The organism is Veillonella parvula (assembly GCF_048309325.1).
In the GTDB taxonomy this organism is placed as follows: domain Bacteria; phylum Bacillota; class Negativicutes; order Veillonellales; family Veillonellaceae; genus Veillonella; species Veillonella parvula_T.
The window spans coordinates 30,791-55,778 of the sequence record NZ_DBFBTX010000007.1; the positions used below are offsets into that span (position 1 = coordinate 30,791).

Below are 24,988 nucleotides of genomic sequence, written 5' to 3' on the forward strand. Positions count from 1 at the left end.
TTGCCTCCTTAAGCATTTAGCAAAAATAGAACACTTGCTTAATCTATCATTATGTTTAGGAATAACAACCATTACAAACTTGCGCACATGAAAAAATAATGCAATAATATATATGTTATATATAATATGGCATTATGTGTGAGCATACTTTTTTGTGATGGGCACAACCATAATTCCTAATATCATAACTTGATATAGCCCTATATGCTAATTATAACGTGCTGGGCCCTATCAACGCAACACATACAGTGACTGTCGCTTTGCCAATATTGCTATCCATGCTTTACATAAAGTAATAGCTAATTGCATTACAGTAATAACTATTCTCATTTAGTTAGGTCACGTCCTATAACCAAGTTTTATTTTTAGGGGGTTAATTATGGATTTTCATCATTTGAAATACTTCGTTGAAGTAGCTGATCAAAAAAGCTTTAGTAAGGCTGCAAGGAATTTACACATCTCCCAATCTGCAATCAGCCGTACAATTAAAGCTTTAGAAGACGAACTTGGTGTTGTTCTCTTCATGCGTAATGCTAAATCTGTAGAACTTACTGATGGGGGTACCATCTTCTTAACCCACGCTAAACGCGTTGTGTTTATGTTTGAACATCTAAAAACTGATTTTGAAAACGAATTTCGTTTGGAACAAGGTTCCATCAGAATTGGTATTCCACCAATTACTGATGCTCCCATTTTTGCCCAGTTATTAGGTGAATTTAAAAAAGTATATCCACAAATCGAATTGGAACTCTACGAACAAGGTTCTAAAAAGGTTGAGATCAGCGTTCAGGAAGGTTTAATTGATATTGGCATCATCTGTACTAAACCAAACCCTAAAGAATTTGAATCTTTCTACCTTACAAGTGACCCACTATCCGTTATCATTCCAAAATCTAGCCCTTTGGCAAAAGAAAAAGAAATTCGCTTAGAAATGCTAGCCGATGAATCTTTTGTATTGCATAAAGACGATTTCAACTTACATGATGAAATCATCAAAGCTTGTAAACACACCGGCTTCCAACCGCATATCGTGTTTGAAACGAGCCAACGTGATCTCATGTTACAAACGGTTAGTGCAAACCTTGCTATCGCATTATTACCATCTCGCCTCTGCCCTGAGGTAGGTGAAAATACGGAGGTTGGTTCTAAGGTTGTCGTAAGACCTCTCGTACCTGAAATTATTCATACCCTTTATGTAATTTGGAAAAAGGGTCATTACCTCTCCCACGCTTCTCGCTTGTGGTTAGACTTCGTAAACTCCAAATTACCATTACCTGGATTACAACTCGAGGATCGTCAATAATGAACAAACCATCTGGGCTCGCATCTAAATTGCGAGCCCTTTTGAAAGCTAAAGAAGCTCCCATGTGGGGCGTTATCATTGTGCTGGTTATCGTTATCATATTCCAGCAAATACAAATCTCTGAATTACAATGGCGTGTCGATGAAGACCACGATGGCTCTACCATCGACAGTGTAGCAGGTCGTCTTTACATTCTTGAAGGGATGGCTAATAAGCATAGCGACCAACTAGACGAAATCCTAAAAGATATTCGTCAACTACAAAATGACGGTGCCAAGTACGACTGGGAACTAAAACAATTACAATGGTTACATCCAGAACTCAAAGTACAACCACCAGAGGCAAACCCACACCCATTCAAATCCACAGATCTAAATCTCGATATGAATCCTGGGAAAGTGCCTGATGTAACAAAATAAACTCAATAAAGAAATCAAGAATAAATAAAAGCACCTTATATACCTACAAAAGTCATCACAAATGACTCTTTTCATAGGATATAAGGTGCTTTTATCATTATTCTATTATAGATTTAATTACTAGTTTTCCCATACGTCTCTGCAATGACAAGTTACTTCTACTTGCGATACGCTTCTAATTTATATGCATATTCAGTTAAAAGATCATTTGAATAAATTTTTTCATGTTTTGAATCTCTAACTTCTTTCCAAATAATAGATGCTACTTTTAATTTATTCGAATAGTTGCCACTACATTCGTCTGCACAAAAATCCTTAAAAAATTGATTCCATTGACAAGCCGAATTGTCATACTTTGCATAATCTGATTCACCATAATATACTTTCAGCAAATCTCCAATGGTAAAGCTAATATTTTTTTCACTTTTTACTTTTCTCCAAGCAGTAGCCATATCAGCATTAAATTTAAATCGTGAAACACCTGTTAAATCAGAAAAATATTCTCTAAACTTCGTATTAAAAGAAAAATTACATTCAAGTAATGGTGTATCTAGAGTAATATTTTCCACTTGTTTTTTTCTATTTTTTATTGATGATTTTTTAATTAAATTGCCTTTAAAGTACTGCTCAATAATATGATTGAGTTCTTGTTTTATTCCCCTATATTCTAATCCTAATGATTTACATATTTGTGAAAGTTCATCACGATACCAATAATATTTTTTAAATTCATCAAACGATGTAATTTCATCAAACTTAGGTCTACACTCTTTCAATATTCTGCCTCCTCAAGTTTAAATAATACTATTTTGTAAATTGTAACATAAAATTGAATAGTACCCAAAATCACACCATTGAAGCATTCGTTAAATATTTTCCTATTAAGTTGTCTATAATCTAGTTATCTATAATATAGCTCTACTTAATCCTCTTTATGCTCCATAGATTTTGGAAGTGTCAAAATTAATAAACCAGCAAGGAACATACAAGCCCCCATTACATAGTAACCATAAGCAAAGCTACCTGTGTGACCATTGATGAATCCAAGCATATAAGGACCTACCCAGCCCCCCATGTTACCTGAAGAGTTAATGAGTCCCATCGCCCCCGCTGCAGCAGCGCCAGATAAGAAGGTTGTTGGCATGGTCCACCATACACCCATACCACCGTAAACACCTACTGCAGTTAAGCATATAAAGAATAAGCTAACTTCTGGAGATGGACTGTGTGGTGTTGCTAAGAAACCAATAGTACCAATGAACAATGTAGTAGCAACATGCCAACGTTTTTCATTGCGCTTTTCAGAAGAGTAACCACAGTATATTTGTACAAGTAAGGCTGCTGTCATTGGAATAGCAATAGACCACGCTACCACACTTGGTGGCCATCCAGATAAGCTTTTAAGAACTTGAGGCATCCAGAAACTAAAGCCCCAGAAACCAATAACCCACAAGAAATAGATTAACGCTAAACGCAATACTTTTGGGTCTTTTAACGCTTGCCAAGTAGTATATTTCTTTATGGCTTGCTTTTGTTGCTCTTCCTTTTCAAGTTCAGCTTTAATATATACCTTTTCTGCATCAGTTACCCAAGATGCATGTTCAGGACGCTCTTTCATCCAGAATGCGAAAATAAACGCAAAGATCACGGCAGGAATGGCTTCAACGATAAAGAGTGTACGCCAACCATGTAGACCAAAGAAAGTTGTATCCAACAAAATACCTGCCAATGGCCCACCAATGATGTTAGAGAACAATAAAGACGTCAACATCAAGGAGATTGCCTTCGCGCGCTCCTTTGGCAAGAACCAATTTGGAATGAGTAATGAATAAACTACAGGATATAAAGAAGCCTCACATAGGCCAAGTAAAAATCGATAAACATAAAATTCCAACTCAGTGGTCATCGTCGTCATAAGAATACATACGAGACCCCAGCTAAACATGATACGCGCCACCCAATGCATAGCATTACAACGAGCTGCAATTAAAGATGCAGGCACTTCAAACAAAACATAACCAATAAAGAAAATGCCTGCCCCCATACCAAATACTTCTGGCGTCAACCATGGTAAATTCTCCTTCATAGTCAAGCCTGCATAGGCAATGTTAACGCGATCCAGGAAGGCAATAATAGAAACAATAAACAATGGTAAGACTACGTGAAGCATACGACGTTTCGTAAAATCTTTGAAATTGATGTCCCCACTTTGAGGCTCTGGTGTAGATGAGTTCATATAATTCCTTTCTGCTTATTAAAATATTACATACTTTACCATCTTAAAAGAACAAACGTCCTCTGTCAATGGAATTTTATAGAGTATAGAAATAACAAATAGGAATAGTAAAACCAAAATAATGACATATAAAATAGAAAAGGTATATTCGCTAGGAATGACTGTATAAAACAAAAAGCACTTTATAGTATAAATATATCTCTATCACAAGATAAGAAAATACTATAAAGTGCTTTCATATTAATTTGTACTAACAGGATCATAATCAGCAGGCACAGGAGCAACGATACTTACAAAGATAACATCTTCTGTCCCAGTATTTTTTGCGCCATGACATTCACCCTTTTTAGATACTATAACTTGTCCCTTTGTAAAAGGCACCTCTGTATCAGGCGTTGGATAAAATACCCCCTTACCTTGCAATATAACCCATATATCATCAGAGTTATGATGGTAATGCTTTGGTAAGGTTTGCCCAGGTTTAATAACCCATACTGAGCCACCTGTGGAATCAGTTTGATAAAATGGAGTCCTAACAGCTTTCTCCAAACTTTCAACTTTCACAAGTTCCATGTCAAAAATACGTTGATTACTCATAATGCTCACACCTTTCATCGATTAACAACTAACGAGTACCCGATGCATATTCTCCCATATTAATATCTATAACAGTTCGAACAGGTTGAATTAAGGAGTCCTCATACTGAACCGCCCATTTAATATCTGGATTCATATCTCCATTTTCTAAGCCTGCAATCGTTTGCCCGTCATCAATAGGATTATCGTGCTCAAAGATATAATACAATACACTATACGCATGATTTACAATTTCATCGGGGTTCATACCGTGAAAGTGATACTGCAAATCAGGGTAGAATAAGGTGTTCATACCTATCGTATCAACCATCATGTCATCTGTGCCTTGAATGCTAAAATATCGCACATTTACGGCATAATAAATAAAACGTGTTACAGCTTTATCAGGATGATTTTCAATGGTTTCTCGACTTAAGAACTTACGAGATGGACCAAAGACAACGGCCTTACAGGATGGATATAACTCTAACAACGCATCTACATATTTCACGAGCATATCAGCTCGTTCTTTAGGTTCTAAACCCGAAGCTAACATGTCTGTAGCAAATACTCTATATTGGCACTCATCTAGCAAGTCATCTACATTTGGACAATCCCAAACCTGACTACGTGTAAAATCATCTAGTACAGGTTTGTCGATTTTTTCACAATTCGTCACCATCAAGGTTGGTGAAATATCTGCATCGTTATCCTCGTAATGAACCTTATAATTCTGAGGTGCAAAACCAGCAGATTCAACGCCATAACTAAAGCAATCAACAGGACCTAAATGCTTTGTGAATACCTCTACCATTGTATCTCGATTAGGCATATCACACTGCTTTGGCATTAATAACTCAACGAAAAACAAACCGCCAGGGCGAACAGAATCATCTGTTAAATCTTGTTTAAATACTTGAGTCATACACGCTCTCCTAAATTAAAACATAATGTAAAATATATCTTTCACTTTATAGTATATCAGATGTTTATAAGTATTACAATTACGTAACCACTGTTTCATAAATAATAAATAATCTATATTTCTACTACATGTTAGCGTAATATCGATATACTGTGGCATCACGATTATATAATCTAAAGATAATGACTCATACTCAAGTTCAAACGTCTTATTATTCTCCAAGGTTTGTAGAAATCGCGCATATAAATAATCAATACTTTCAGAATGATTACCAAGTTTGCAATTTCCCATATCAAATAGGTTACGATAGGAAGTGTCCCCTGGTAGCACAGACATCCAATCTAAAGCATATTCTGATACACCGAACACCGTTTTTTCAGGATTAGGTCCATCTAAATCATCCTGTAACCAAGCAGATATTATTTGGTACATATTTAGTGTTTCATATTCGCTTACATCACTATAAAACTCACTTAGCCCCTCTAGGTCAATCTCTAAATTGGCAATACAACGATACATAGAAACTACCTCCTAAAGATCTCCAATCTTCTTATAGTAAAAGTATAACTATATCTATGTACCATTTTTATCTCATTAAGTTTTGACCCTGTATCTAAAATTAACACTAAATCATTTATAACTACAAAAAGACCCTCTCCATAAGTCCGAGAACTATGGAGAGGGTCTTTATATTATCTAATCAGCATAGGATGATGAGCCGATGGCCTACCTGTTACGGTTTCCCTCGAACTCTCAGCACTACTTAATTATAGAGGTTTACGAACCACGTCAAGAATGGAGCCATCGCGGTATTCAACGATTGCCACGATGTCTTCATCTTTGTCAGATACAGGGATATCTTGTGGTTTACCAACTAAGTCAAATGCTAATTGTTGTAATTCTTCAATTGTGAAGATAGGCAAGTTGCTATCTTTGAAACGTTCAATCAAATCAGTACGAGCTGGGTTGATTGCGATACCGTATTCAGTAACAAGTACGTCAACGGAGGAGCCTGGTGTAATTACAGTAGCTACTTTATCACGGATCATTGGTAAGCGGCCGCGGATCAATGGACAAGTAATAACTGTGCATTTAGCACCTGCTGCTGTATCGGAGTGACCGCCGGAAGCGCCCATCAATACACCGTTGGAGTCAGTCATTACGTTTACGTTGAAATCAAGGTCGATTTCAGTAGCACCAAGGAATACTACGTCTAGGTAGTTTGTAGTGCAGTCAGTCCATGGGTTAGCGTACATGGAAGCAGACATTTCGATGTGTGCAGGGTTTTTATCCAAAGATGCTGCTGCAGTAGTATCGAATGTTTGAGTATCGTAAATGGCACGGATTAAGCCTTCTTCAAGCATACCAGTCAAGATACCAGTAGCACCACCGATAGCGAAGCCACCTACTTCACCGCGTTTGCGAAGTTTTTCAGCAATGAATTTCGCTACAGTCAATGGAGCACCACCAGCGCCCAATTGGAATACGAAGCCATCTTTAATGATGCCAGCTTGGTCAAGGAATTCACCAGCTAATTCAGCAATTTTAATTTGGATAGGGTTTTTAGTGAAACCTACCGCACCAGAAGCGATACCTTCTGGATCACCAATGCTTTCAACCTCAACAACATAATCTACATCAGTTTGAGGGATTGCATAGTTGTGTACATAGTCAACCAAGTTATCAGTGATGATAACAGTTGTGTCTGCATAGTGGGAGTCAACTTTAGCATAGCCAAGTGCACCACATGCGGATTTGCCCATACGACCAGTAGCATTACCACGTGGGTCAGCTGTAGGAGCGCCCATGAAAGCTACGTCGATATGAACTTCACCAGATTCGATAGCACGAGCACGGCCACCGTGGGAGCGAATGATTACAGGACGTTTCAATACGCCAGGGTTTTGAGTTAAGAATTTACCAAGACGATCGCGCAAGCCAGATGTTTCGATAGCTGTTACAGTACCATCTTGAATCATTTCTACTAAGAACTCATGGCATGGAGACAAGGAAGAAGATGCGATTGTAATATCTTTAATGCCTTTAGCTTGTACGCGTTCCATAACCATTTTCATTACATAGTCGCCATTGCGCAAGTGATGATGGAAGGACAATGTCATACCATCTTTTACGCCAGCTTTTTCGATTGCTTCGTCGATAGAAGCAAGAACTTTGTTTGTGCCAACACGGCTCATGTGTACAGGTTTACCTGCACGTTTCACTTTAGGTTCGATTGCGAATTCACCTTGATATACTTCGCGACCTTCTAGTGCTGGGATATTTGTTGGGATATCGCGACCTACTTTATTTAACATCGTATTCTGCTCCTTCCTCTAATTCAACTTTAATGCCTGCTGCACGTGCTTTATCAACAACGCGTTGTGCACGTACCACGATAGGACCATCGATCATTTTGCCATCTACAGAGATTACGCCTTTATTATTGCGCAATGCATCAGCATAGCTGTTCAATACTTTAACGGAATGAGCGATTTCTTTTTCGTCAGGAGTGAATACTTCATGAACAATTTTAATTTGGCTTGGGTGGATACAAGATTTACCATCAAAGCCCAAAGCTTTAATGAATTCTACTTCTTCACGGAAACCTTGTGGATCTTTCACGTCGGAGAATACAGTATCAATTACGCGGATACCTGCTTCGCGGGCTGCATGAAGAATTGTTTGGCGAGCAAACAACAATTCAACAGCTGGTTTATGTTTACCTGTACGAAGGTCAGCACGGTAGTCTTCAGCGCCAAGAGCGATTGCAACTACGCGAGGACCGTGACAGATTTCGCGAACATTGTACAAGCCACGAACGGATTCGATAGCTACGATAATGTTGATTGTACCTTCTGGCCAGCCATTAGCTTTTTCTACTTCTTCGATTTTCTTCGCTACGATTTCAACTTCAGAAACATCTTCAGTTTTAGGTAAACGAATCATATCAGGTTTAGCTGGAACGATGACATCAAGATCGTCATAGCCATAAGGAGTTTGTGTAGGATGGTTGATACGAACAACTGTTTCTGCACGGAATTTACGGGATTTCAATGCTTCTGCAGTTAAAAGACGAGCTGTGTCTTTTTCTGTAATTGGCACGGAATCTTCGATATCGATCATGATGGAGTCAGCACCGTGAATATCTGCACTGTTAATCATTTTAGGTGTATTACCTGGTACGAACATCATGGAACGAGACAAACGTTTTTTAGCAGCCTCTGTTAATGGGTTTGTTTTAACTTCTGGGAATGTTTTATCGTTAGCCATTATGCTTTGCTCCCCCTTTCCAATGCACCTAATACGCGAGCTTTAATTGTGTAATCCCAAGCATTTTTATCTTGTACGATTACTTTTACGCCATCATAACCAGCTTCTTTCACTGTATTCAAGATAACGGATTTAATTTGGTCGCCGTATTGGCGGATAACTTTGGATGTTAATTCAATTTCGATACCGCTAGCAATCGGTTCAACCGTTACTAATGCATCATTTTTTTCGTCGAAGCCAGCTTGTGCAGCTTTTACTAATTGTGCCATGTTGCATCCTTTCCTTGTGAAACATTTATAAAACCCAAATCTGTACAGACTCGTCGCGAGAGTCTATACAGATATTGAATACTAATAATTAAATTCTAACACTCCATAGTGAAGATTTCTGATTACATGAAACCAATGATTTTCCACCAAGGGATACCGATTACGTAGTTCAAAACTAAACATACAACGGCGGAGATAAGACCAACTGTCCACCAGTCTTTTACATTATTGTAACCAGCAGAGAAAATGATTGGACCAGGAGCCGCACCATAGTGAGTTACGGAACCGCCATAGGAGTTTGTACCAATTAAGATGAAAGCTAATAATGTAGGATCGATACCTGCATTGATACCTACAATCAAGAATACTGGTAACATTGCAGAAATATATGCAGTACCAGATGCAAAGAAGTAACGAACAGCAACGGAGATCACAGAAATAAGGATAAGCATCATGAATGGATCTAGGCCAAAGTTCATATGAGCTTCTAAGTATTTAGCCAACCATTCGAAGAATTTACCTTTAGTTAATGCAGAGGATAAGCCCAAGATACCACCGAACCAAATCAATGTGTTCCAAGCCGCTTTAGTTTTGAGCAAGTCATCCCAATTAATAATGCCACATACAAATGTAGCAAGCATAGCTACGATAGCCACTGCAGTAGCATTAATATTAATATCAAAAGTAGGAAGAACCCAACCTACGATTGCAAGAAGTGCGATGGCAATAAGGCCTTTTTCTGACGCTTTCATAGGTCCTAATTCTGCCAAACCATCCTCAGCAATTTTTTTGTTGTCGATTTCTTTTACAGAAGGACGTTCATACATATAACCGATGAATGGGATACACATTAGCATGATGAAACCAGGTACAAACATAGCCAACGCCCATTGCGCCCAGTTCAAGGATACACCTGTCAATTTAGTGATAAAGTCTAATGCTAATAAGTTTGGCGCCATTGCAGTAGCAAAGAAGAAGGATGTGACCTTTGTTGCGAAGTAACCATTTTGCAAGAGGTAAGCACCAGCTTTTTTAGCAGTTTCACCAGGATAGGAACCAACAGCTTCAGCGATGGACAAATTGATAGGATATACGATACCTGCCGCGCGAGCTGTGTTGGATGGTGTTGCTGGAGATAGGATCATATCAAGGAATGCAGTTACATAGCCAAGACGAAGTGTAGTGCTACCAAAGGCGCGAACCAAGTGATATGCAATGCGGTGACCAAGACCAGTTTTACCAAACGCAACGGATAATGCGAAAGCTGCGAAGATTAACCATAATGCTGTGTTACTGTAGCCAGTTAATACATCTTTTGTGTTATTCAATAAAATAGAGGATGTAGCAACACCTAATAATACTGTAATAGGAACTGGGAATGGTTTTAATACCAAGCCCACGATAGTTGCTAAATAAATACCAAATAATTGCCATACTTGTGGTTTGAGGCCTTCTGGTGTGCCACCAAACCAAGCGATTGCGACGATGGCAGCCATAACGGCAATGCGCCATAATTTGTCTTTCATGTGTGTCTTTCCCTTTCTTAATTAACTTAGGCATACATAAAATCATCTAGTCTTCAACAACATAATCGCTCGCGACGTCGATTACATTGATTAAGTCTATATTCATTATAAATGTTTAAAAGAAATATGAATAATAGATTACCTTTATAGGGGTTATAAAAACTTTTATATCTACTATTCATACTTTTTATGCATTTTGAGCATAGTTTTACAGTTCCAAATGAAAAAAATGCATGTATACGTCCCCAAAGGGGTGTATACATGCACTTACATGGTACTGCCTTTCTCTTTCGAGACACCTTTATTATTATCTATTATATCGAAAAAGTCCAATACTGAAATAGCATGGATAAACAGTTAGAAAACCTCATAGATATGCTCTATTGATAATTCCTAGGACTTATATTCTCTAAGTATACTATTATCTACAACGGTGTGTTCCTTGTAATAATTACGGACATATTCAATAAAGGTTTTAACAACGATTAAATTTTCCGAATCTTTTGTGTACACCATATTGGTATCACGGGTGATATATTCACCATTTTTACTGCGTAATGGACTCACATAGATATCTTTGTCCTTACAGGATCCAAGTCCCATATACGTCAAGATAGACCATCCTAGACCTGCGCGCACAAAGTGACGACACGTACTCATAGAATTTACGTCCATCGCCACACTTGGAGGCTCGTCAAAATGTTCTGCACACCAAGTTTCAATAATATTTGCCACCGATGCATCTGTTTGGTATTTAATGAACGGTACCTTTACTAAGGATTCAGGCGGCACTAATTCTTTATATACAAGACAATATGGCTCTGCTAGTAACAGTTCAGACTTACCAGACACGTCATAGCCACCACGAGCAAAGGCGACCATACAGTCACCAGTATTAAACATTTTTACCACTTGATGGCTGAAAGCAGTCTTCACTTGGATATGAACATCAGGATATTGTTCGCGGAAAGCTCTCAATAAAGCCGGTAGTTCATAATCTGCAAAGTTGATAGATGATGCGATTTTCAAGGTCCCTTGAATCTTGCCAGAAGCGGAGTTCATAGCGTGCTCCAAAGCCTCTTCTTCTTGCATCATTCGCTTACAGTAATCATAGAAAATTTCGCCTTGTGCCGTGAGGGCAATCCCCTCAGCAGTCCGCAACAACAGAGAATGGCCCAAGGCTTTTTCCATATGGCGCAACCGATAACTCAACGCTGGTTGCGATAAAAATAATTTTTCTGCAGCCCTTGTAATATTGCCTTCATCGACAACAGTAACAAAGGTTTGCCATTCTCTATCGTCCATACAAACTCCTTTATTATCGCTTATTACCAAAGATGCGTAATAAGGATAAGAATAAGTTAATGAAATCTAGGTATAGGCTCAAAGCGCCTGTGATTTCAATGCGGTCTAAAATTGTTTCATCCTCCATGAGCGCCACTTGTGTCACATTATTCTTAATGCGGTTCACATCGATAGCTGTAAAGATAGAGAATACTACAACACCTACATAACCTAGAACTAAACTAACAGTATCACTAAAGCCACTGAGTACAGTCCAGTTAAAGAAGCGGGCCCCCATCATCACCAAGGATACGATGATCATGCCGAACAATGCCGCCATCACATATGGTGTAAGGGATGATAAATTACGTTTAGTTGTAGCCCCTACCACTGCAAAGCCAATGAAGAAAGCAAGCGTACCTATTAACGCCGGAATAACAACATCAAACACATTGTATCGCAATGATACCAAGGTCAATGTGAGACCATTCAAAGCACTATAGAGGAAGAACATACCTCGTAACGTCATTACATTAGCAGAATATGCACGAGCACTAAAAAGGAATACCACACCTAGCTCTACTAATAAGATAATATTAAAATTTTGGTACGCAAAGCGTAACCAATTTGGATTCACTAATGCAGCAAAGCCAACACCAATAGTTGTAAGTAAGCCTACAACCATCCATAAAAAAGAGCCTTTTAATCGTTGGGATACGATACTTTCAACCTGTGCAACCTCAGCTGCAGTAGGTCCTGTTACATTATATGGATTCATACTATCCCTCCTTATTTAATTATCACTTATAGAGATTATCGAGCATTGGCAATGCCCGCAAACACCTTACCACGTTCGCCATCGATAGTCACTTCTTGACCTTCAAGAAGCACTTCATGAGCATTTTTAGCGCCTAAGATAACAGGAATACCATAGGTAATGCCCGCAATAGCGCTGTCCGATGTATAACCATCTTCTACGGCAATAATGCCACCTGCTCGTTTTGCAATAGCCATCAATTCAGGCTCCATTGTGCCTACCACAAGGATATCACCATCTTTGAAACTTTCATAATTGCCCTTATGATTAGCAGCAATGTACACATTACCTGTAACGGATTTGCGTAGAATACCATTACCAGACAGGAGCACTCGACCTGCAATATGAACGCGAATCATATTAGTCGTACCTGTTGCACCAGATGGTACCCCAGCGGTAACAACTACGAGGTCACCAGACTCGATGGCGCCAGTGCCGAGAGCACCAGTAATGGCTTGCTTAACCATTTCATCGGAGTTAATGATTTCATGACCCTTGATAGCCTCTACACCCCAACATAATTGCATACGACGGATAGTTTCCTCATGAGGTGTAACAGCGATGATTTTACAATCTGGGCGATGACGAGCCACACTAAGTGCGGTGTGTCCAGATTCAGTACATGTCAAAATAGCTGCGGCCCCGAGGTTTTGAGCTACGCGCACGCTAGCCAAGCATACAGCGCTTGTGGTAGTCATTTCTTCATCCTCACGAGCGCGACTATAACTATCGTAAATAGCAGCCTTCTCCGTTACCTCTGCAATACGAGTCATGGTCGCAACAGCTTCTACAGGATAGGAACCATTGGCTGTTTCACCAGACAACATAATCGCATCAGTACCATCCAAAATGGCGTTAGCTACGTCACTTGCTTCCGCACGTGTAGGACGTGGGTTTTGAATCATAGACTCGAGCATTTGTGTCGCCGTAATAACGGGTTTCCCCAAGTCATTACATTTTTCAATCATCATCTTTTGAAGTACTGGCACCTCTTCTGCAGGAATTTCTACGCCGAGATCGCCACGAGCAACCATGAGTCCGTCAGCTACTTCCAAGATTTCATCGATATTTTTAACGCCTTCTGCATTTTCAATTTTCGCGATAATCTTGATGTCTTTTTTCTCAGACTCAAGAATGCGGCGAATAGCCACAATGTCTTTGCCACGTTGCATAAAGGATGCGGCCACAAAGTCTACCCCTTGTTGACAGCCAAAGCGCAAGTCCGCTTCATCCTGTTCAGATACGGGTGGCAAGCTTAGTGCTACACCTGGTACGGCTACGCGCTTGCGGTTGCCGATTTCTCCGCTGTTTTGAACAGTTGTAACAATATTATTGCCTTCGATAGCATCGATGGTAAGTGTTACAAGCCCATCAGCCAAAAGGATTTTATCCCCTACGGACACATCGCCTGTAAGACCTTTGTGATTCACGGAGCTAAGCTCTTTTGTGCCTTCCACATCATCTGTAGTCAACGTAAATTGTTGACCCGCTTCGAGGAATACCTTGCCCTCTTTAAATAGACCGAGACGCACCTCAGGGCCTTTTGTGTCGAGCAATAATGCGATTGATTTATTCACAATCATCGCTGCATCGCGCACCATTTGCATGCGTTCTGCCTGCTCTTCATGGGATCCGTGAGAGAAGTTAAAACGAGCTACGTTCATGCCCGCCCGCATCATATCTTCTAAGATACCAAATTTATCCGTTCCCGGACCTACAGTACATACAATTTTTGTACGTTTCATAATCCCTCCTATGAAAGCACCTCCAAGATTGGATCTTTCATTTCTTATTATATCAATGTTGGTGAAAGCTATCTGTGCTCCACGCAACATATGTTATTGCACCTCTACGGAGCCCTCGCCTAGAATAGATTCAATAGCCCTAATGGATTCATCACTAGGGTCAAAGCACATATTTGGTGGCAGATTAATCCGTTTTCGTTGACGGTGTAAATATAATGACGTTGGCACGGAGCCAGCAGTGCTAGTCAACACGCGTTTTAAGGCTTCACTATTTTCTGGCGTATCATATTGACTATAAATATGGATTGCCACCTGTTTTGCCTGACTATAGTTTACCTTTAATGGCGTAATACGATCTGCAATGATTTGCACACCCTTTTCATCCGCATCAACCCGACCTTTTACCTTAACGATCATATCGACCGCAAGGAATTGTTGACTTTGACTAAAGACCTTAGGGAATGCTACTACGTTAGCCGCACCAGAATAATCTTCGATGCGAAGAATGGACATAACCTCATTGCGCTTTGTCATGCGGTCCGATTTATTTTCGATGAGACCGCCAAAGGTAATGGTTTGACCATCATATTGCTCTGGATTTTCTACAAGAGCCCCTAATTCAAAGAGCCCTTCCAACTCCTTCGCATATCCTTGCAATGGATGCCCCGTAATGTAAAAGCCAGTATATTCCTTTTCATCCTTTAATTTATCGTCTTCCGATAAATCCTCCACATTAGGAACAGGAATGAAATCGACAGTTTCTTCCATATCGCCAAAGAGATTCATGGTACCCATAGCGGCATCTTTTTGCTCTTTAGCACCAACGGCTTGTGCGCTTTCATACATATGCAACAATTGGTTACGATTTTCCTTGAAGCCATCCATAGCGCCGCAGCGAATGAGACTTTCAAGAAGTCGTTTATTAACAACCTTATTGTCCACCCGTTTGCAGAAGTCCACGATATCCGTATATAGACCGTGCTCATTGCGCTCCCGAATCAAGCGATCGATAGCATTATCCCCTACATTCTTGATACCGCCAAGGCCGAAACGAATAGAGTCATCTTGTACGGCAAAGCTACGCTCAGAATAGTTAATATCTGGGCCTAGCACCTTAACATTGTGCTTCTTGCAGGCATTAATGTAGTAAGTCAATTTCTGCATGTTCTGCATGAAGCTAGTCATGGTTGCAGCCATAAATTCTGGGAAGTAGTGGGCTTTCAAATACGCCGTTTGGTACGCAATATACGCATACGCCGCACTATGTGATTTATTAAAGCCATAACCTGCGAAGTATACGAGCAAGTCGAATACTTCGTTCGCCACGGATTCTTCTATACCATTATTAATGGAGCCTTGAATAAAGGACTCTCGCTGTGCTTTTAAGACAGATTCCTTTTTCTTGCCCATGGCGCGGCGCATCAAATCCGCTTGACCAAGGGAGAATCCCCCCATGGCAGAGGCAATCTGCATAACCTGTTCTTGGTATAAGATTACCCCGAAGGTATCTTTCAATATAGGTTCCAATATGGGATGTAAGTAGGTAACCTCTTTTTTACCATGACGGCGATCGATAAAATCCGCCACCATGCCAGAGCCTAATGGACCTGGACGATACAAGGCTACCAACGGAATCAAGTCCTCAAAATGCTCAGGCTTAAGATCCATTACAAGCTTAGTAATACCTTCCGACTCAAGCTGGAATACACCAGATGTGTCGCCCTTTGTGAGGAGGTCGCAAGCCGCCGCATCATCGAGCGGAATGGCGTCTAAGTCTAGGTCAATACCACGGTTCGCGTTGATGAGTTTTAAAGCATCCCCCATAACCGTCAAAGTACGGAGGCCCAAGAAGTCCATTTTTAGGAGGCCCAATTCCTCGATATTATCCTTATCATACTGCGTTACAAAGCCTTCATCGTTGGCATTTTGTACAGGTACATGGTCATCGAGAGGATCTGCAGAAATTACGACGCCCGCCGCATGCGTGGACGAATTTCGCGCTATCCCTTCTAGCTTTTTACCAAAGTCGAATAACTCTTTTACATTTGGATCGGCTTCGTATAAAGCTTTTAACTCTTTTCCTTGTAGAGCCTTATCTAAGGTAATCCCCAGTTCGTTGGGAATCATCTTAGCGATGCGGTTCACTTCAGCCAGAGGTAAGTCGAGCACGCGACCTACGTCACGAATTACGGCACGAGCCGCCTCTGTACCGAACGTAATAATCTGGGATACACGCTCCTGTCCGTATTTTCGCGTTACATATTCAATGGCTTGACCACGTTTTTCATAGCAGAAGTCAATATCGATATCAGGCATGCTTACCCGCTCAGGATTCAAGAACCGTTCAAAGAGCAAATCGTATTTTAATGGATCAAGACCTGTAATACCTAAAAGGTACGCTACTACAGAACCTGCCGCAGAACCACGGCCTGGTCCTACTAAGATATCGTGCTCACGGGCATACCGCACATAATCCCACACGATGAGGAAGTAATCTTCAAAGCCCATGGTTCCAATAACATCTAACTCGTAGTCGAGACGTTTTTGTAACGCTTCAGACGTTTCACCATAAAGGCGTGGAATTTCTCGTTCACAAACCTTACGTAAATACGTTTTAGACGTTTCCCCTTCTGGCACATCAAAGTGAGGCAAGTGATGTTCGTCGAAGTTGAATTCTACGTTACAGCGCTCTGCAATTTTTAATGTGTTTTCAATGGCCCCAGGAATATGAGAGAACAACTGCGCCATCTCATCCCCAGACTTTAGATAGAACTCATCATTAGGGAACTTTAAGCGGTCCACTTCGGCACGGCGGCGGCCTGTAGAAATACAAACCTTAATATCCTGAGCGTCTGCATCCTCTTTTAAGACATAGTGGAAGTCATTAGACGCTACGATGCCGAGACCGTATTCCTTGCTGAGCTTAATGAGCTCCTCTTGTGCCTTTGCTTCTTCTGGTAACCCGTGATTTTGGATTTCCAAGAAGAAATTGTCTTTCCCGTACGTCTCAATATACCATTCGATGGAACGCTTCGCGCCCTCCATATTATCTTGCAAGATATACTGAGGGATTTCTCCTTGAATACAAGCACTAAGGGCAATTATACCCTTGCTGTATTGGCGCAATAAATCACGATCTGCACGAGGACGATACAACATACCTTCTGTAGATGCTTTAGATACGATTTTAACGAGATTACGATACCCTTCCATGGTCTCAGCCAACAAGATAAGATGTTTTAGTCTTTCACGGCTGCGACCTTCTGGACGATCGAATCGGCTATTTTCCGTTACATATACTTCACAACCAATGATAGGCTTAATGCCTTGGGCCATACACTCTTTATAGAAATAAATGGCGGCGTACATATTGCCGTGGTCTGTAATGGCAAGGGCCGGCTGATTTAACTCCTTCGCACGACGTACCATGTCAGGCAAACGACTGATGCCGTCTAGCAAACTAAACTCTGTATGACTATGTAAATGTACAAATGGCTGCATGGTACACCTCCTTTAAGGGCGATGAGCAAAATACACGTTCAATGACTTCTTACGAGCCTTCCAATCTGGCAAAAACTGTGCCACGAGATTGTGAAAGTTCTTGGAATGGTCTAAATATTTAAAATGAGCAAACTCATGAACCATGACGTACTCAATATACGCCTGTGGTCCCTCTAACAAACGGGTGTTCATCTTGACGAGCTGCTTTGCAGGCGTACAAGAACCCCAACGACTCTTCATTCGCTGCTGTTTTATGATTGGCATAGGCACATCAATACCTTGCTTGTGAAAGCGCTGATACACGACCTTTGCCCAATGGACAAAGACCTTCTCCCCTAAATTACGCCAATAACTTTGCATTAATTTATGTTTAGCTTCAAAGGTCGTACCACGAGGTACAACCATGGTAAGAATGGCTTTTCCGTCAAAGCCGATATGAGGCTTTCCGTCCTGCTCAACTAGGCGTAATGTAACGGGAATACCGAGAATTGATAAGCTTTCACCATTCACATACTGCAATGCATCGACACGCTTAGCATTCAATGCATCAATCTTGTAACGAGCCCGCTCAATGAAGGGCATATTCTCGATGACAAACTTGTCCACCCTATAATCCGGCACATACCCATTCGCCGACACATGGATCACACCATCCCTCGTGATGCGCATATTCATGTTCTTCACACGCTTGATGGTTAACTCATATTCAATTCTGTCGCCATTATAGGTAATAGACCTAGTTGTTGAAGTATTCATACCTTTTATTTTATCATAAAACACTCATGAAAACGTAGAATTCTGGTAATTTTAATAGAACTACTTAGATTTTAATCAATACTGATTTTTATTAGTTTTCAATATAAAAATGACACCTATACCAGTCCCTTATGAAAGGTATAGATGTCATTAAAATAAGCTTATAACATTTAACACTAAATATTATTTAAGGATAGAAGTTAATAAAGGTTAATCCCAAAATTAAAAGTAATCATAAGTATAGAACCAACTTAATAATCTTTTAGAATCTATAATCCCAAGTCTATAAACTTCCCTAAAACTTTAATTTGCCAGAACATCCCTCTAGTAGCTTTTAAATCAATGTCTGTTTTTAACTTATCAAAACTCACATCATAAAATGGTAATAATACCTGTAATGATGCTAATTTTGCTTTCATAGTAATTAATTCTTTACTTAATTGCCCGGATATATTAGTATCAACTATCTCCTGTAAATTGGAAATACATGCTTGAAAATCTTCATTCTGAATACGTTCACACGTATATATTTCAGACAAATAGGTCTGTTTAATACAACTTAAGATTGATTCAGAAATGAATTCAGGTTTTTGTAAGACTTCATACAATCCTAACAAAAACAACGCCCAAAATATCTCCTCTACATAATCGGTAAAGAAATAGATACCGAACTTCTTTTCATCATGTGTAGAAATCTTTAACGCTTCAGATAAAGTATTACCCTCTAACTCCCGTTCTATTAAAGCAATCCAACTACTGCATTCAATATCATCTAACATATCATTTAATGGTGGTATAGGAATCCTACGAGCCATCCACTCATCAACATCCTCTAAACTCATCCCATCTCCAATAATATTTAACAATTTATCGGACAGATGTGCTTTTCTACACATTAATCGAATTAACATACTAAATATGTAATATTCTAGAATGGTCAAATCAATATAATTTCGTCTATATGCCTTAACAGCGCCCAATATAAAGACCATTAAAAATGTATCTAAACTTTTTTTATTTTTAAAATAGATCATATTTATACCTCTGTCCACTAATTTATTTTAGCTTTCGATTTACTGGTTTATCATTAACCCTTTTTATTTATAGTAATAAATAATATATATTCTTTAGCCAGCCTCCCCAACTAAGTATGAATACATTGAAAAGTTAATCACTCTAAATAGTTTTCTAACCTCATTTTATGTTCTGGTTTTAAGCTCATATTATCTCGTGCAGTGACTAACTTAACAAATAATTCTTCTATAACCTCCTTATCCTCTTTACTAAATTGACTATAATGATCTATAGCTATAATTTTATCTTTCAATTGTTTATCATGATTTCGTTCTTTGATTAATTCATTAATACTAAACTCTTTTGATTTACTAGAAACCGTTTCATTAATAAAATTATAATTTAATAAGTTATTAGAATAGTACTTCCATACTATACCAGTTTCTAAATCTATCTTAGTAATGCTTCCAAAATCAACATTATAGAATATATTATTAGAAATTTTATACGTATCAATTTTCGATAATTTAGATCCTGTAGCTAAATTATAAATTCCACGGGTTTCGTAAGAAAAAAAGAATGGAAATCTAATGATACTTCCCTCCTCTATAGGAATTCTTTGCCTAAAATCAGCATAAAATTTGCTTTTCCAAACTTCCTGTTCCGAATCAGAAAAACGACTAAATTCTGGATATACATTAGTAATGTCATTTATTCTGATTTCATTAGATGGCTCTTTATGTAATATAAATACATGTTCGTTATTTAATTCATTATATACACCAATACCATTTGTAGTTATATAATATATTTTCCCTCGTACTTCATCAAAACCAAGAACATTAGAAGCAATTATATTAGTTGGCTCTTTGTAATATATTATACCTCCCCTCAGATCCAAATAGTGGATAAATGGATGCATAAAGTTTGTAGCAAAGAAAAGCCAACCGCCAAAAATAATACCTACTACTATTAAACAAGAAAGAAGTATTCTCTCAAGCCATTTTTTTGAGTTTTTTCCTATCTGCATGAAAGCTTATCCAATCAATTTCATCAACGAACTTAAAATTATTTATCTCCATAAGTTAGCTCTAAAGATACCTCACCATTAGAGGTTAATGTATATACTAAACCAGAGAATGGGTTTTGATTATAGAATTTAAAAGTCTCAATCATCGCTACAACTTCATTTTTTAAATCATACATAATTTCCGAAATAATAGCAGGCTCTTCATCATTATTTTCCACATACTTTGTAATACATGAGTCATCCTCAGTTTTATAAACCCAAAGCTCTACAAAGGGATTATTAACATTCATATCAAAGTGTAATTTAGCACGATGCCAATTTAGAGGCGTTAACTTGTATATACTTTTGGCCACTTTATTATAATGTTTTTCAAGTTCTGATTCTAAGCTTTTATGCTTTAACTTAAACGCCTTATCAATGGCAGTATAATTTTTTGCTAATACACGAGACTCCATATCTTCCAATAATAAAACACCTCGTGGACCTTTTAGCATTTCTTTATATACATTCGGATCAAATTCATCTTCATTTTCCAAAATACCAAAGTTTTTATATACCCACTTATATCTATTTTGGAGCCAGCAATCGTCAGTTACAGGATCATTATGAAATTCACAATGGGGCTCATAATCATCGCGTGAAATATACATTGTTCCCCAAGTCCACTTCTCAATCGATGCTTCGTGTAATAATCTAACATTCGTTAAAATATCATACATCCCCTGTTTCATTCGTTCGCTATTTTCATCAGAAAAATTATATATAAATTCACCATATTGAATAATAGATCCACCTGGCGTTTTTATATAATAACAACCTGATGTTGATCCTAACTCAGAACATTCAAAATACAAATAAATTTTATACCAATGCTTGGGCATTAAATCAACTAATATATCTCTTATTTTATTAATGTATATATTCATATGTACTCCTATTAATTTTCACTTTTCCAATTAAATTAAATCTATTTAAATCTTGATGAAATTAAATACAAACATACATGTTGCTATAAAAAATATTGGCAATATAGAATAAAAATCTTTTTTAGCTTTTTTAATGAGCATTACTTTCACGTCAGGTGATAAACTACAATCCAATTCAATAGCAGGAACTCTTAACCACATTTCTAATAAAAACAGAATTACAGATGTCAATTCTATTAAAAACCGCACTAGTCTAGAATATCCTGCAAAAATAATATATAAGAAAATTATCACACCTAAAAGCAGCTCTGAAATTAACAAAGATTTTGAGCGTTTAATTTTAATATGCTGTAATGTGAAGTATGGATTTTTAATGAAATACAGACAAAATAAAAATGCTAAAAATCCTGCAAATACTACTATCATAGCTTTCTCCTGTAAGACTAGTAAATATTTATTCCACGTCTATAATTCAATTATATGTTAAACTAATGTATACCACCAACGAATATTTTATTATATACGGCAAAAAAAGCACCATCTATCGAGGGACGACTTATGTTTCGTTTAGTCCCTAAATAGATGGTGCTTTTTATTTTAGATTCCGTCGTGCCGCCAGACTACCAGCACTGCTAGCTAGTCCAGCCCGATTGATATGTGGGTTCCCATGTTTGTACGTCTTTGGCTTGCTGTCTTTATCTTCTACTTTTGATTTCTCAAATTTAGTAAATAGATTGTCTAGCTCACGCAAGAGCGCACGTTTTTGTGAGTCTTTCAACTCGAATACTTCACCTTTATAGGCGATGTATTTATTTTTTAATACAGGACTGAGATCATAGATGGGCTCGTGTTGTTCTCCATTTACATCCAACAGCTCATCCAAGGTCAATCCATAATATCGAGACAGAGCACAGAGTGTATCTAAATCTGGTTCGCGATACCCTGTTTCGTAATTTGAAAGCGCCGCATTACTGATACCTACGGCCTTTGCTACTTCGATTTGGCTTTTACCCATGCGCACGCGAGCACGCTTTAAGTTCTTGTAAAACTGCATGTTCATCACCTGTATCGATACATAAACAACTACAAACTATAACTTCTTATAATAATGTATCACTGATTTTTTTGAAAGCTTCATCAGCAACGGCTAATGTGCGTTCCACTTCACTGCTCTTATGGCAGATAGATACGAAATTACTTTCATAAGGACTTGGCGCATAGTAGATACCATGACTCAAGTTATGGTGGAAGAACATTTTAAATTGTTCTTCGTTGCAAGATGCTGCATCATCAAAGTTCTTAACTGGTTTGTCAGTAAAGAAGATGGTGAACATAGAGCCTACTCGTTGCACAACAACAGGCACATTGTATTGTGCCGCCAATCTTTCAAAGCCTTCGCAAAGGGCAATCGTCGTATCTTCTACTTGTTTAAACACCGTTGGATCCCGTTGCAGAATGGAAAGTGTTGCCAAACCAGAAGTAACAGCAATAGGATTACCACTCAATGTACCAGCTTGGTAAATAGGACCAGCTGGAGCAATTTGGTTCATAATCTCACGAGAGCCACCGAATACAGCAAGTGGCATGCCGCCACCAACGATTTTACCAAGGCATGTAAGGTCCGGTTTGATATTGTAACGTTTTTGAGCCCCACCGCTGCTAGCACGGAAGCCACACATGACTTCGTCAAAAATCAGTATAGCACCGTGAGCCTTAGTTACTTCACGCAAGGTTTCGAGGAAACCTGGTTCTGGAGGCACACAACCCATGTTACCAGCTACAGGTTCAACGATGATTGCCGCAATAGTATCGCCCATATCGTCGAATAATTTACGAACCGCATCAGAGTCATTGTATGGCAATGTTATGGTATTTTCTGCTACGCCTTGTGGAACCCCAGGGCTATCTGGTACACCAAAGGTAGCAAGGCCAGAGCCAGCTTTTACCAAGAGAGCATCGCTATGACCATGGTAACAGCCTACAAATTTCACGATGCGATCACGACCAGTATAGCCACGAGCAACGCGCAAGGCACTCATGGTAGCCTCTGTACCAGAGTTTACGAGGCGGATAACCTCCATGGATGGCATGAAGGCTTGTATCTTTTTAGCCAATTCTGTTTCTAGTAATGTAGGCGCACCATAGCTAGTACCGCGAGGAATAGCCTCTTGTAGGCTCGCGATAACCTCTGGGTTCGCATGGCCCAAGATCATAGGGCCCCAGCTCAATACATAGTCGATGTATTCGTTATTATCGATGTCATAAATACGGCTACCACTGGCACTGCTAATAAACGGAGGGTTGGATCCTACGCTGCGATAGGAACGAACAGGACTATTTACGCCGCCAGGCATATAACGTTTAGCCTCGTTAAAGGCCTTTTCAGATTTACCGAGTTGGAACATAGTTCCTCCTTATTGTTGTAACCATTTAGCAATATCTAAGGCATGGTACGTAATGATGATTTTAGCACCAGCGCGCTTCATGGAAAGCATTGTTTCCATAACGAGGCGTTCTTCGTCGATAAGACCAGCCGCTGCAGCGGATTTAACCATCGCATATTCGCCAGATACATTGTATACCGCAACCGGCAATTCATAGCGGTCACGCGTTTCACGAACGATGTCCAAGTAGGACAAGGCCGGTTTAATCATGATAATATCCGCACCTTCAGCGATATCAAGTTCGATTTCTCTGAAAGCTTCCAATCGATTGGCTGGATCCATTTGATAAGATTTACGGTCACCAAATTTTGGCGCAGAATTAACAGCACCGCGGAACGGACCATAGTAAGCAGATGCGTATTTTGCCGCATAGCTCATAATGGATACATTGGTATAGCCTGCCGCATCAAGGGCTTCACGAATAGCACCTACACGGCCGTCCATCATGTCGGATGGAGCCACCATATGTGCACCTGCTTCCGCTTGGCTTACCGCAACTTTACAAAGTAATGGTAATGTTTCGTCGTTCAAGATTTCATGGTCATCAATCATGCCACAATGCCCTGTTGTAGTATATTGACACAAGCATACATCAGCTACAACCAATAGGTTTGGTACAGCTGTACGGATGGCTTTGATGGCTTGTTGTACTGGTTGGGACATATCCCACGCAGAGGAACCTTGCTCATCCTTGTATGTAGGAATACCGAAGATTTCTACGCCAAGAATACCAAGATTATATACCTCTTGGGCTACTTTCACAGCCTCATCAACAGACAAGTGATATTGACCTGGCAATGTGTCGATTTCCTTTTTGATACCTTCACCAGGCACGATAAATAATGGATAAATCAAATCAGTTACGTCGAGTGTCGTTTCGCGTACCAAATCTCGCATTTCTGGATTGATACGCAAGCGGCGAGGACGGTATGTTAAATCGTACATGT

General features: G+C 39.2%; 23 protein-coding genes. 2 read left to right on the forward strand and 21 right to left on the reverse strand.

Translation table 11 applies throughout. The features are described 5' to 3' along the window. The first annotated feature begins 379 nt into the window (after positions 1-379). Together ACMKPP_RS09300 and ACMKPP_RS09305 are read left to right on the forward strand one after the other, a co-directional pair. Positions 380-1,303, forward strand: a complete 924-nt coding sequence (locus ACMKPP_RS09300; protein ID WP_008602616.1) for a LysR family transcriptional regulator — start codon at positions 380-382, stop codon at positions 1,301-1,303. Then, entirely contained in the window at positions 1,303-1,722 is a 420-nt protein-coding gene (locus ACMKPP_RS09305) for a hypothetical protein (RefSeq protein WP_004695292.1), read from the forward strand. The genes ACMKPP_RS09300 and ACMKPP_RS09305 overlap by 1 nt, the downstream gene beginning before the upstream one ends. Before the next feature lie 158 nt (positions 1,723-1,880). Here ACMKPP_RS09305 and ACMKPP_RS09310 read toward each other — a convergent pair whose 3' ends face one another. The 21 genes from ACMKPP_RS09310 to hemB all read right to left on the reverse strand — a co-directional run bounded on the left by ACMKPP_RS09310 (position 1,881) and on the right by hemB (position 24,986). Then, positions 1,881-2,498, reverse strand: a complete 618-nt coding sequence (locus ACMKPP_RS09310) for an SAP domain-containing protein (protein ID WP_287529329.1) — start codon at positions 2,496-2,498, stop codon at positions 1,881-1,883. Between the two features lie 146 nt (positions 2,499-2,644). After that, entirely contained in the window at positions 2,645-3,958 is a 1,314-nt protein-coding gene (locus ACMKPP_RS09315; RefSeq protein WP_287529327.1) for an MFS transporter, read from the reverse strand. A 240-nt stretch (positions 3,959-4,198) separates the two neighbouring features. Continuing rightward, on the reverse strand, positions 4,199-4,555 hold the full coding sequence (locus ACMKPP_RS09320; protein ID WP_058948382.1) for a cupin domain-containing protein: 357 nt from the start codon (positions 4,553-4,555) through the stop codon (positions 4,199-4,201). Between the two features lie 28 nt (positions 4,556-4,583). Further along, on the reverse strand, positions 4,584-5,459 hold the full coding sequence (locus ACMKPP_RS09325) for a DUF4261 domain-containing protein (RefSeq protein ID WP_024062095.1): 876 nt from the start codon (positions 5,457-5,459) through the stop codon (positions 4,584-4,586). A 15-nt stretch (positions 5,460-5,474) separates the two neighbouring features. Further along, entirely contained in the window at positions 5,475-5,978 is a 504-nt protein-coding gene (locus tag ACMKPP_RS09330) for a hypothetical protein (protein WP_058948048.1), read from the reverse strand. Positions 5,979-6,226: 248 nt separating this feature from the next. Next, positions 6,227-7,774: a citrate lyase subunit alpha gene (gene citF, locus ACMKPP_RS09335; protein ID WP_287529325.1), complete on the reverse strand. Its 1,548-nt coding sequence runs from the start codon at positions 7,772-7,774 to the stop codon at positions 6,227-6,229. Then, positions 7,764-8,729, reverse strand: a complete 966-nt coding sequence (locus ACMKPP_RS09340) for an HpcH/HpaI aldolase/citrate lyase family protein (protein ID WP_287529324.1) — start codon at positions 8,727-8,729, stop codon at positions 7,764-7,766. Before ACMKPP_RS09340 ends, citF begins: the two co-directional genes overlap by 11 nt. Further along, positions 8,729-8,998, reverse strand: coding sequence for a citrate lyase acyl carrier protein (gene citD, locus ACMKPP_RS09345; protein ID WP_004696923.1), 270 nt, complete (start codon positions 8,996-8,998; stop codon positions 8,729-8,731). The genes ACMKPP_RS09340 and citD overlap by 1 nt, the downstream gene beginning before the upstream one ends. 122 nt (positions 8,999-9,120) lie before the next feature. Beyond that, the gene (locus ACMKPP_RS09350) at positions 9,121-10,524 is read right to left on the reverse strand and encodes an anion permease (protein ID WP_187002563.1); all 1,404 of its coding nucleotides are present in this window, start codon (positions 10,522-10,524) and stop codon (positions 9,121-9,123) included. A 393-nt stretch (positions 10,525-10,917) separates the two neighbouring features. After that, a complete protein-coding gene (locus ACMKPP_RS09355; RefSeq protein ID WP_060919687.1) occupies positions 10,918-11,829 on the reverse strand; it encodes a LysR family transcriptional regulator in 912 nt (303 codons plus the stop codon). 13 nt (positions 11,830-11,842) lie between these two features. Beyond that, positions 11,843-12,586, reverse strand: a complete 744-nt coding sequence (locus ACMKPP_RS09360) for a Bax inhibitor-1/YccA family protein (RefSeq protein ID WP_004695271.1) — start codon at positions 12,584-12,586, stop codon at positions 11,843-11,845. Between the two features lie 35 nt (positions 12,587-12,621). After that, positions 12,622-14,370, reverse strand: coding sequence for a pyruvate kinase (gene pyk / locus ACMKPP_RS09365; RefSeq protein WP_287529516.1), 1,749 nt, complete (start codon positions 14,368-14,370; stop codon positions 12,622-12,624). A gap of 93 nt (positions 14,371-14,463) precedes the next feature. Next, on the reverse strand, positions 14,464-17,871 hold the full coding sequence (locus tag ACMKPP_RS09370) for a DNA polymerase III subunit alpha (protein ID WP_418369644.1): 3,408 nt from the start codon (positions 17,869-17,871) through the stop codon (positions 14,464-14,466). Positions 17,872-17,883: 12 nt separating this feature from the next. Then, positions 17,884-18,651 carry a M48 family metallopeptidase gene (locus ACMKPP_RS09375; protein WP_418369645.1) on the reverse strand — a complete coding sequence of 256 codons (768 nt, stop codon included), beginning with the start codon at positions 18,649-18,651 and terminating at the stop codon, positions 17,884-17,886. Positions 18,652-18,896: 245 nt separating this feature from the next. Next, complete coding sequence (locus ACMKPP_RS09380; RefSeq protein ID WP_039965274.1) at positions 18,897-19,661, reverse strand: DUF3969 family protein; 765 nt, start codon at positions 19,659-19,661, stop codon at positions 18,897-18,899. A 137-nt stretch (positions 19,662-19,798) separates the two neighbouring features. Continuing rightward, positions 19,799-20,671 (reverse strand): hypothetical protein, encoded by an 873-nt coding sequence (locus ACMKPP_RS09385; protein ID WP_008602594.1) that lies wholly within the window; start codon positions 20,669-20,671, stop codon positions 19,799-19,801. Between the two features lie 38 nt (positions 20,672-20,709). Beyond that, on the reverse strand, positions 20,710-21,597 hold the full coding sequence (locus tag ACMKPP_RS09390) for an immunity protein YezG family protein (protein WP_021148475.1): 888 nt from the start codon (positions 21,595-21,597) through the stop codon (positions 20,710-20,712). 45 nt (positions 21,598-21,642) lie between these two features. Continuing rightward, a complete protein-coding gene (locus tag ACMKPP_RS09395; protein WP_008602588.1) occupies positions 21,643-22,023 on the reverse strand; it encodes a hypothetical protein in 381 nt (126 codons plus the stop codon). Between the two features lie 166 nt (positions 22,024-22,189). After that, positions 22,190-22,651 carry a helix-turn-helix domain-containing protein gene (locus tag ACMKPP_RS09400; RefSeq protein ID WP_008602586.1) on the reverse strand — a complete coding sequence of 154 codons (462 nt, stop codon included), beginning with the start codon at positions 22,649-22,651 and terminating at the stop codon, positions 22,190-22,192. 46 nt (positions 22,652-22,697) lie between these two features. Further along, on the reverse strand, positions 22,698-24,002 hold the full coding sequence (gene hemL, locus ACMKPP_RS09405) for a glutamate-1-semialdehyde 2,1-aminomutase (RefSeq protein WP_008602585.1): 1,305 nt from the start codon (positions 24,000-24,002) through the stop codon (positions 22,698-22,700). Positions 24,003-24,011: 9 nt separating this feature from the next. Further along, positions 24,012-24,986, reverse strand: coding sequence for a porphobilinogen synthase (hemB, locus tag ACMKPP_RS09410; protein WP_118091568.1), 975 nt, complete (start codon positions 24,984-24,986; stop codon positions 24,012-24,014). Between the last annotated feature and the right edge of the window lie 2 nt (positions 24,987-24,988).

What these genes read in the sequence shown, in the direction of transcription:
- ACMKPP_RS09340 (WP_287529324.1), bottom strand. Translation starts at nt 8,729, where the DNA reads ATGGCTAACGATAAAACATTCCCAGAAGTTAAAACAAACCCATTAACA.
- ACMKPP_RS09390 (WP_021148475.1), bottom strand. Translation starts at nt 21,597, where the DNA reads ATGAATATATACATTAATAAAATAAGAGATATATTAGTTGATTTAATG.
- ACMKPP_RS09385 (WP_008602594.1), bottom strand. Translation starts at nt 20,671, where the DNA reads ATGCAGATAGGAAAAAACTCAAAAAAATGGCTTGAGAGAATACTTCTT.
- ACMKPP_RS09400 (WP_008602586.1), bottom strand. Translation starts at nt 22,651, where the DNA reads ATGCAGTTTTACAAGAACTTAAAGCGTGCTCGCGTGCGCATGGGTAAA.
- citF (WP_287529325.1), bottom strand. Translation starts at nt 7,774, where the DNA reads ATGTTAAATAAAGTAGGTCGCGATATCCCAACAAATATCCCAGCACTA.
- ACMKPP_RS09370 (WP_418369644.1), bottom strand. Translation starts at nt 17,871, where the DNA reads ATGCAGCCATTTGTACATTTACATAGTCATACAGAGTTTAGTTTGCTA.
- ACMKPP_RS09380 (WP_039965274.1), bottom strand. Translation starts at nt 19,661, where the DNA reads ATGATCTATTTTAAAAATAAAAAAAGTTTAGATACATTTTTAATGGTC.
- hemB (WP_118091568.1), bottom strand. Translation starts at nt 24,986, where the DNA reads ATGTACGATTTAACATACCGTCCTCGCCGCTTGCGTATCAATCCAGAA.
- ACMKPP_RS09305 (WP_004695292.1), top strand. Translation starts at nt 1,303, where the DNA reads ATGAACAAACCATCTGGGCTCGCATCTAAATTGCGAGCCCTTTTGAAA.
- ACMKPP_RS09300 (WP_008602616.1), top strand. Translation starts at nt 380, where the DNA reads ATGGATTTTCATCATTTGAAATACTTCGTTGAAGTAGCTGATCAAAAA.
- ACMKPP_RS09355 (WP_060919687.1), bottom strand. Translation starts at nt 11,829, where the DNA reads ATGGACGATAGAGAATGGCAAACCTTTGTTACTGTTGTCGATGAAGGC.
- ACMKPP_RS09315 (WP_287529327.1), bottom strand. Translation starts at nt 3,958, where the DNA reads ATGAACTCATCTACACCAGAGCCTCAAAGTGGGGACATCAATTTCAAA.
- ACMKPP_RS09350 (WP_187002563.1), bottom strand. Translation starts at nt 10,524, where the DNA reads ATGAAAGACAAATTATGGCGCATTGCCGTTATGGCTGCCATCGTCGCA.
- ACMKPP_RS09330 (WP_058948048.1), bottom strand. Translation starts at nt 5,978, where the DNA reads ATGTATCGTTGTATTGCCAATTTAGAGATTGACCTAGAGGGGCTAAGT.
- ACMKPP_RS09360 (WP_004695271.1), bottom strand. Translation starts at nt 12,586, where the DNA reads ATGAATCCATATAATGTAACAGGACCTACTGCAGCTGAGGTTGCACAG.
- citD (WP_004696923.1), bottom strand. Translation starts at nt 8,998, where the DNA reads ATGGCACAATTAGTAAAAGCTGCACAAGCTGGCTTCGACGAAAAAAAT.
- ACMKPP_RS09320 (WP_058948382.1), bottom strand. Translation starts at nt 4,555, where the DNA reads ATGAGTAATCAACGTATTTTTGACATGGAACTTGTGAAAGTTGAAAGT.
- hemL (WP_008602585.1), bottom strand. Translation starts at nt 24,002, where the DNA reads ATGTTCCAACTCGGTAAATCTGAAAAGGCCTTTAACGAGGCTAAACGT.
- ACMKPP_RS09395 (WP_008602588.1), bottom strand. Translation starts at nt 22,023, where the DNA reads ATGATAGTAGTATTTGCAGGATTTTTAGCATTTTTATTTTGTCTGTAT.
- pyk (WP_287529516.1), bottom strand. Translation starts at nt 14,370, where the DNA reads ATGAAACGTACAAAAATTGTATGTACTGTAGGTCCGGGAACGGATAAA.
- ACMKPP_RS09325 (WP_024062095.1), bottom strand. Translation starts at nt 5,459, where the DNA reads ATGACTCAAGTATTTAAACAAGATTTAACAGATGATTCTGTTCGCCCT.